This window comes from Oleiphilus sp. HI0043 (genome assembly GCF_001634935.1).
In genome coordinates, this window is record NZ_LWEY01000958.1 from 1 (window position 1) to 7,728 (window position 7,728).

General features: G+C 43.4%; 9 protein-coding genes. All 9 read left to right on the plus strand.

Features of this window, described 5'->3' with window-relative positions:
* Positions 1-118: 118 nt before the first annotated feature.
* The 9 genes from A3729_RS10460 to tolR all read left to right on the plus strand — a co-directional run bounded on the left by A3729_RS10460 (position 119) and on the right by tolR (position 7,203).
* The gene (locus A3729_RS10460) at positions 119-379 is read left to right on the plus strand and encodes an FmdB family zinc ribbon protein (protein ID WP_068511038.1); all 261 of its coding nucleotides are present in this window, start codon (positions 119-121) and stop codon (positions 377-379) included.
* Positions 380-445: 66 nt separating this feature from the next.
* Positions 446-2,224, plus strand: coding sequence for an aspartate--tRNA ligase (aspS, locus tag A3729_RS10465; RefSeq protein WP_068511036.1), 1,779 nt, complete (start codon positions 446-448; stop codon positions 2,222-2,224).
* Between the two features lie 206 nt (positions 2,225-2,430).
* On the plus strand, positions 2,431-3,192 hold the full coding sequence (locus A3729_RS10470) for an amidohydrolase family protein (protein WP_068511034.1): 762 nt from the start codon (positions 2,431-2,433) through the stop codon (positions 3,190-3,192).
* A gap of 20 nt (positions 3,193-3,212) precedes the next feature.
* Complete coding sequence (gene ruvC / locus A3729_RS10475; protein WP_068511032.1) at positions 3,213-3,731, plus strand: crossover junction endodeoxyribonuclease RuvC; 519 nt, start codon at positions 3,213-3,215, stop codon at positions 3,729-3,731.
* A 65-nt stretch (positions 3,732-3,796) separates the two neighbouring features.
* Positions 3,797-4,402: a Holliday junction branch migration protein RuvA gene (ruvA, locus tag A3729_RS10480; protein ID WP_068511030.1), complete on the plus strand. Its 606-nt coding sequence runs from the start codon at positions 3,797-3,799 to the stop codon at positions 4,400-4,402.
* Between the two features lie 140 nt (positions 4,403-4,542).
* Entirely contained in the window at positions 4,543-5,577 is a 1,035-nt protein-coding gene (gene ruvB / locus A3729_RS10485) for a Holliday junction branch migration DNA helicase RuvB (protein ID WP_068511029.1), read from the plus strand.
* 1 nt (position 5,578) lies between these two features.
* Entirely contained in the window at positions 5,579-6,004 is a 426-nt protein-coding gene (locus A3729_RS10490; protein ID WP_068511027.1) for a YbgC/FadM family acyl-CoA thioesterase, read from the plus strand.
* Between the two features lie 54 nt (positions 6,005-6,058).
* Positions 6,059-6,781: a protein TolQ gene (tolQ, locus tag A3729_RS10495; protein WP_068511024.1), complete on the plus strand. Its 723-nt coding sequence runs from the start codon at positions 6,059-6,061 to the stop codon at positions 6,779-6,781.
* 29 nt (positions 6,782-6,810) lie between these two features.
* Entirely contained in the window at positions 6,811-7,203 is a 393-nt protein-coding gene (tolR, locus tag A3729_RS10500; protein WP_068511022.1) for a protein TolR, read from the plus strand.
* The last annotated feature ends 525 nt before the right edge of the window (positions 7,204-7,728 follow it).

Consider the following 7,728-nt stretch of genomic DNA (forward strand, 5'->3'; position numbering starts at 1 on the left):
TAATATTTAGATTGTATATACTGTGCGCCGATTTTGCGTAGTCATGGCTGTTATGTGATTTAGATGTCATGTTTTAAATAAGTATGTAAAGAAAGATTTATATAGGTGGTAATGAATAATGCCGATTTATGAATATGTGTGTAAATCTTGTGGTTTTGAAAAAGATGTCTTACAGAAAATGAGTGATAAGCCATTAACTGATTGTCCTGAGTGTAGCGAAAGTACTTTTTCAAAGCGTATATCCGCTGCTGGTTTTAGGTTATCAGGGTCAGGTTGGTATGAGACAGATTTTAAAACAGGAAATAAGAAAAACCTGTGCAACTCAAAGAATGAGAATAGCTCTAAATCTAAAGGCAGTGAAAGCTCTTCAGCAGCCTGATAAAGTAGCGATTTAACAAAGATAATTAACAATTAATCAGTATTTAGAATTAAGTGAGAATAGTTTATGCGAAGCCATTATTGCGGTTCGGTTAATGAAGATAATATCGGTCAAGAAGTGACTCTCTGCGGTTGGGTTCACCGTCGTCGTGACCATGGGGGTGTTATATTTCTAGATATGCGCGATCGTGAAGGTATGGCTCAAGTTGTTATAGATCCAGATACCGAGCAGGCTTTTGCGTTAGCTGATAGAGCAAGAAGTGAATGGGTACTGCAGATAAAAGGCCTTGTTCGTGCTCGCCCAGAAGGCACCGTTAATGAAAATATGCCCACTGGTAAGATTGAAATACTGGGTAAAGAATTAACGATATTGAATGAAGCTGAGACACCACCATTCCCGCTAGATGGTTACGTGGATGTAGGCGAAGACACTCGCCTAAAGTACCGTTTTATGGATCTGCGTCGTCCAGAGATGCTTAACAAGCTTGTGTTCCGCTCTAAGGTAACTAACTATATCCGTAACTTTTTGGATAAGTTGGACTTTATGGATGTTGAAACGCCTATTCTTACACGAGCTACACCAGAAGGTGCGCGAGACTATTTGGTTCCTAGCCGTACTCATCAAGGTAACTTTTTTGCATTGCCGCAGTCGCCGCAGTTATTTAAGCAGCTACTAATGGTGTCGGGTGTTGATCGTTACTACCAGATTGCTAAGTGCTTCCGTGACGAAGACCTTCGTGCTGATCGTCAGCCTGAGTTTACGCAGGTAGATGTCGAGTGTTCTTATATTGAAGAAGATCAATTGATGGGCATGATGGAGTCTTTAGTTGGCTCAATGTTCAAAGATTTGCTTGATGTCGAGCTTGGTAACTTCCCGCAAATGAGTTACGCCGAGGCAATGAGCCGTTATGGTAGTGACAAACCGGATCTACGTATTCCCTTAGAGATTGTGGATGTTGCTGACTTAATGGCAACTGTAGAATTTAAAGTATTTGCTGGGCCTGCAAAAGACCCTAAAGGCCGTGTTGCTGCGCTTAAGGTCGATGGCGGTGCATCATTATCTCGTAAGCAAATTGATGCATACACTGAGTTCGTTGGTATTTACGGCGCGAAAGGCTTGGCCTGGATCAAGGTTAACGAACTTGAAAAAGGCGCTGAAGGCCTACAATCACCAATTGTTAAGTTCTTGGGTGAAGATGTTGCCCTATCCATTATGGAAAAGGTGGGTGCTAAAAATGGCGATATCGTCTTCTTTGGTGCTGACAAAGAGAAAATTGTCAACGAAGCGCTTGGTGCACTTCGATGCAAGATCGGTGAGGACCTTGATCTTTATACTTGTGAGTGGGCGCCAATGTGGGTAGTGGACTTCCCAATGTTTGAGGAGTTAGATGACGGTGGTTTAACAGCTATTCACCATCCATTTACTGCTCCATCGTGCTCACCTGAAGAGTTGAAGCAAGATCCGGCAACCGCTTTGTCAAGAGCTTATGATATGGTCTTGAATGGTTGTGAATTAGGCGGTGGCTCAATTCGTATTCATGACGGCACCATGCAAAAAACTGTTTTCGAGATTCTTGGTATCGATGACGAAGAAGCCCAAAATAAGTTTGGTTTCCTATTAGACGCCCTAAAATATGGTTGTCCTCCTCATGGTGGTTTGGCCTTTGGTTTGGATCGTCTAGTGATGTTAATGACTGGCGCTAAGTCTATTCGTGAAGTGATTGCCTTCCCTAAAACACAAAGTGCAACCTGTGTGTTAACTCAGGCTCCTGGCGAAGTTGATAATAAGCAGCTTCGTGAACTTCACATTCGTGTTAAGTCTAAAGAAACTGAGAATAAAGCTTAAAATTTAAGCTTTATATCTAATTTGTGCGGTGAGAGTTTAGCTCTGCTAAACCCACCGCACTGATTTCTTTTCTTTTTATTAGCTGAACTTGATAAGTGCTTGATGAGCTAAAGCTTGGTTTGGTTTATCTATTTTTCTAAGGCAACTTCGATCCATTGGTGATGTTCTGTATCATAAGAGCCGTCCTTTACATTGGGAGTGCTTAGTTGTCAGTTTTTGATGCTCATTTTCATATAATTGATAGTCGATTTCCCTTAGTTTCTAATCACGGCTTCTTACCAGATGACTTTGATGTAGAACAATATCTTGAACGTGTCTCACTGCTTAATATCAAGAGTGGTGTCGTTGTTTCAGGCTCTTTTCAGGCTTTTGATCAGAGCTATCTACTTTCGGCGCTTGCCTTACTAAACTCAAGATCTAATAATTTTGTCGGGGTTACGCAGGTTCCACATGATATTTCTGATGGTGAACTATTAAAACTCGATGCTGCCGGAGTAAGGGGGGTTCGCTTTAACCTCTTTCGGGGTGGAAGTGAGCGGGTTGGCTATCTATGCTATTTCGCACAACGAGTTTATGACTTGTGTGGTTGGCATATTGAGTTATATATTTCATCTGAAGGTTTATATCATCTTCAAGATTTGATCAAGAATTTGCCTAAGGTATGTATTGATCACATGGGTATGGAGAAGTCATCGTTTCCTGTTGTAGATGATTTATTAAGGCATGGCGTTTATGTAAAAGTTTGCGGCTTTGGTCGAGTCGATTTTGACCCTATTAAGCGCCTTCAAGAGATGGTGCTGATTAATCCTAATGCTTTGATGTTTGGAACAGATCTTCCCTCAACGCGCGCTTTGAGGCCATTTAGAAATGAAGATTTGAGTTTGATTAAAGGCATTTTTTCTTCCGATTCGTACCAGAATATTACCTGGCATAATGGTAGGCGGTTTTACCGCCTTGATACTGATTAACAATCAAAAGGTTTAGAAGTATGTCCCTGATACTAGGTATAGATCCCGGCTCACGAGTAACCGGCTACGGGCTTATTTCGAAGGATAGGGGGCGTTTATCTTATGTTGCAAGTGGTTGTATTCGTACCGGGGATGGAGCATTTTCCGACCGTCTGTTAGTTATATTTCAAGCCGTTGGACAGCTCATTCAGCAGTATCAACCGGATCAATTTGCAATCGAAGAGGTTTTTATGGCCAAGAACCCTTCTTCAGCGCTTAAGCTTGGTCAGGCACGTGGCGTAGCCATTGTTGCAGCCGCGAATTCAGGGCTCGAAGTTAACGAGTATTCGGCTAGAAAGGTCAAGCAAGCGGTTGTTGGTAAGGGGGGGGCAGATAAGTCTCAAGTCCAGTTAATGGTTATGCACCTGTTAAAGCTTGAAAGCTCACCTCAAGCAGACGCAGCAGATGCTTTGGCAATAGCAATTTGCCATGCGAATAGTGAGAAGCTGTTGCTGCAAGTTTCTGGTGTTAGTCAAAGTCGCGGTGGTCGTATGCGGTAGTTATTGACTGATTTGCTTAAGGCGACAAAATGGGAAATCAATAGTAAATAAGGTAGATAATTTAGATGATTGGTAAATTGCTAGGAATAGTCGAAGAGAAGGGTGCCCAGAGTGTTTTATTAAATGTGTCGGGCATATGTTATGAAGTCGAGGTACCAATTTCTACGTCTTTTTCTTTGCCTGAGGCGGGCGCTAGCGTGAGCCTATATACTCATTTTGTTGTTCGCGAAGATGCTCAATTGTTATATGGCTTCTTGAATAAGAAAGACCGAGACATGTTCAGGGTTCTCATAAAGGTTAACGGTGTTGGTCCAAAGTTGGGGATAACTATTCTATCTGGTTTAGATAGTGCATCTTTAGCTCGCTGCGTAGCTGATGATGATGTTTCTACGTTGGTGAAGCTACCAGGTATTGGCAAGAAAACGGCCGAAAGGTTGTTGATAGAGCTGAGAGATAAGGTTAAAGGCCTTGTTCCTGAGGGTGGTGATGTGTCAATTTCTGAGCTTGATATGCCTCTAGCGCGTGTTAGCGATATCGAAGGTGAAGCCGAAGCGGCGCTGATTTCCTTGGGTTATAAGCCTCAAGATGCTGCGAAATCTATTAAATCAGTGCGTCATGAGGGGCAAACCCTAGAGTCTCTTCTTAAAGCTGCACTAAAAGGAATGTTGTAGCACCAGGCTTATAGGTCGGCGAGGTCTAACATATTTTTAACTTTAGTCCCTTGGATTGATCTGTAAACTGTCTTTCATAGTAAGTTCTTGGTGTGTCATTACGGCCACGCCCAGATTGATGTTTCCTGTTTGGAATGTACATGATTGAAGCAGATCGTATTATTGCCGCTCAAGCTGCCGAGCTTGGTGGTGTGAGTGAAGATGTTCAAGATAGAGCGATTCGGCCTAAGTCTTTAAGTGACTATGTTGGGCAGCCCGCTGTTAAAGAGCAAATGGATATCTTTATTCAAGCAGCCAGTAAAAGGCAAGAAGCGCTGGATCATGTGCTTATTTTCGGTCCGCCTGGACTAGGTAAAACAACGCTAGCGAATATTATTGCAAATGAGCTAGGGAGCAATATTAAGTCTACTTCTGGCCCTGTTCTTGAAAAAGCCGGTGATCTTGCTGCATTGCTGACAAACTTGGAAGCAGGAGACGTTCTTTTCATTGATGAAATTCACCGAATGAATGCTTCAGTTGAAGAAGTCTTATATCCGGCAATGGAAGATTATCAGCTCGATATCATGATAGGTGAAGGTCCGGCTGCAAGGTCTATCAAGCTCGACTTACCTCCCTTTACGCTTGTTGGTGCAACCACGCGAGCAGGTTTGCTCACCTCTCCGTTAAGAGACCGATTTGGGATCGTTCAGCGTCTTGAGTTCTACAATAACCAGGATTTGAGCTCCATTGTTAGTCGTTCAGCCCAGTTACTCGGATTAGAGATTGAACAGGGTGGAGCCGATGAGATAGCCTGTCGTTCCAGAGGGACGCCCCGGATAGCCAATCGATTGCTAAGGCGAGTAAGAGACTACGCCGAGGTTAAAGGTAATGGTGTCTTGGATAAGAACAATGCTGATAAAGCCCTAAGTATGCTCAACGTTGACGCAAAAGGCTTGGATCAAATGGATCGGCGCTTACTACTCGCGGTACTCGAAACATTTGCTGGCGGCCCGGTTGGCGTAGAAAGCATGGCGGCAGCAATTAGTGAGGAGCGAGGCACGGTTGAGGATGTCTTGGAGCCTTACCTGATTCAGCAAGGGTATTTGGCAAGAACGCAGCGCGGTCGTCTGGCAACACAAAAAGCATGGCAGCATTTTGGTTTGAAAGCACCCGCCGAACTCAGCGGCGGAGCGTGATATGACATGTTCTAGCGAAGCATTCAGTCTGCCAATACGCGTTTATATAGAGGACACTGATGTTGGCGGCGTCGTGTTTTATGCTAATTATTTAAAGTATTTTGAGCGTGCTAGAACGGAGTTTATTCGAAGTTTAGGGTTTGAGCTTCGGGCTGGTTTCGAAGAAGGAATCAGTTATGTAGTGCATAGCCTTGATGTTAGATACCTGGCCCCCGCCAAACTTGATGAAATACTGAATGTTACTGCTTCGGTTTCGTCTCTAAAAAGAACTTATATAGAATTTGAACAGTTTGTTGAAGACTCATCTGGTAGGCGGCTAGTTGAGGGGAATGTTAAGGTCGCTTGTGTATCATTGCCTGATAACAAGCCGAGAGCGCTACCCGAAGGCCTGAAGCAAGCCTTGAGTTCAACAGGGTTACAAAGTTAGTCAGCTATTACCGTATTTTGTGCCTAGATTTGGCAGATTACCTGGAGAAAATAAGTGCAGGAAAAGATTTCGATTGTTGGTTTGATTCTTGATGCAAGTTTTATTGTGCAGTTGGTTATGTTGGCATTATTGCTTGCGTCGATAATATCCTGGTATCTGATATTCCAGCGCTCTAGTTTCTTCAGACAGGCTAATGCGCAGCAGCATAATTTTGAGGATATGTTTTGGTCCGGCATGGATCTAGGAAAATTGTACAAAAGAAGTTCCGGGTCGGCTGCGAGTAGTGGGCTTGAATTGATTTTTAAATCGGGGTTTAAGGAATTTAACCGTTTAAAACAACAAGCCGGCGTAGACGCCGATGCCGTGATGGAGGGGACGCAGCGATCAATGCGTGTAGCGCTTTCGCGAGAGGGTGAACGACTTGACTCCAATCTGCCATTTTTGGCAACAGTTGGCTCTACAAGCCCTTATGTTGGTCTGTTCGGCACAGTTTGGGGGATTATGAACTCTTTTCTCGGGCTTGCTCAGCAGCAGCAAGCGACCTTGGCGACGGTAGCGCCAGGTATTGCTGAAGCACTAATTGCTACTGCAATGGGGCTATTCGCAGCAATTCCTGCTGTTGTTGCTTATAACAGGTTTTCGGCAAGGGCTGATGCGCTTTATACAAGCTATGAAACTTTCGCTGATGAGTTCTCGAGTATTCTTCATCGAAATATTCATTCAAGTGCAGGAAGTGCAAAAGACGGTGTTGCTGATAATACTTCTAATAGAGGCTGATAACGGTGCCTAGATCTAAGCGTAAACCCATGTCCGATATAAATGTTGTTCCCTATATCGATGTGATGCTAGTGCTGCTTATTATCTTTATGGTGACAGCACCAATGCTGACTCAGGGGATCAAGATTGATTTACCCTTACTTGATAGCGACCCGGTAGAAAGTGCTAAAAGCCTCGAGCCGATTGTCGTGACGGTCGACTCAAACGGTGCTTACTATATGGAAATGACATCATCAAGCAAGAAACCTTTAGAGCTTCAGGTCGTACTAAAAAATGTAAGCTCTATTCTTCAACACGAACCTTCTACTAGTGTTCTTGTGCGAGGAGACAGGCATGTAGAGTACGGAGTTGTGGTTGAGCTGATGGCTGCTTTACAGAATGCCGGTGCGAAAGATGTCGGATTGATCACTGAGGACCCATGAAGAAAAACACGGCTAAAGATTCTCAAGCTCGTGCTTTGAAAAAGCAGGGAGCAAGTGGAAAGTCTTCAGATAAGCGTGCAACGGAAAACTTTAAACTCCTTAAGGTCTTGTTAGGCGAGGCGATAGAGGTAAAAAATCGAAAGTTTCTGATTGCTAGTGTTGCTGTTCATATATTGGTCATTGCTGCATTCTTTTTCAATTGGCAGAGTAGTAACGAGCAAACAGTTAAGTTGCCTCCAAAAAGTATTCAAGCTCGTGTGATTAGTGAAAATGAACTACAGCAACTCCGAGATAGGGAGCGGGCAAAGGTTCAGGAAAAACAAAAGGCTCTGGATAAGAAAAAGGCTCTGGATAAGAAAAAGGCTCTAGAGAAGAAAAAGGCTCTAGAGAAGAAAAAGGCTCTAGAGAAGAAAAAGGCTCTAGAGAAGAAAAAGGCTCTAGAGAAGAAAAAGGCTCTGGAGAAGAAAAAGGCTCTAGAGAAGAAAAAAGCTCTAGAGAAGAAAAANGCTCTNGAGAAGAAAAAGG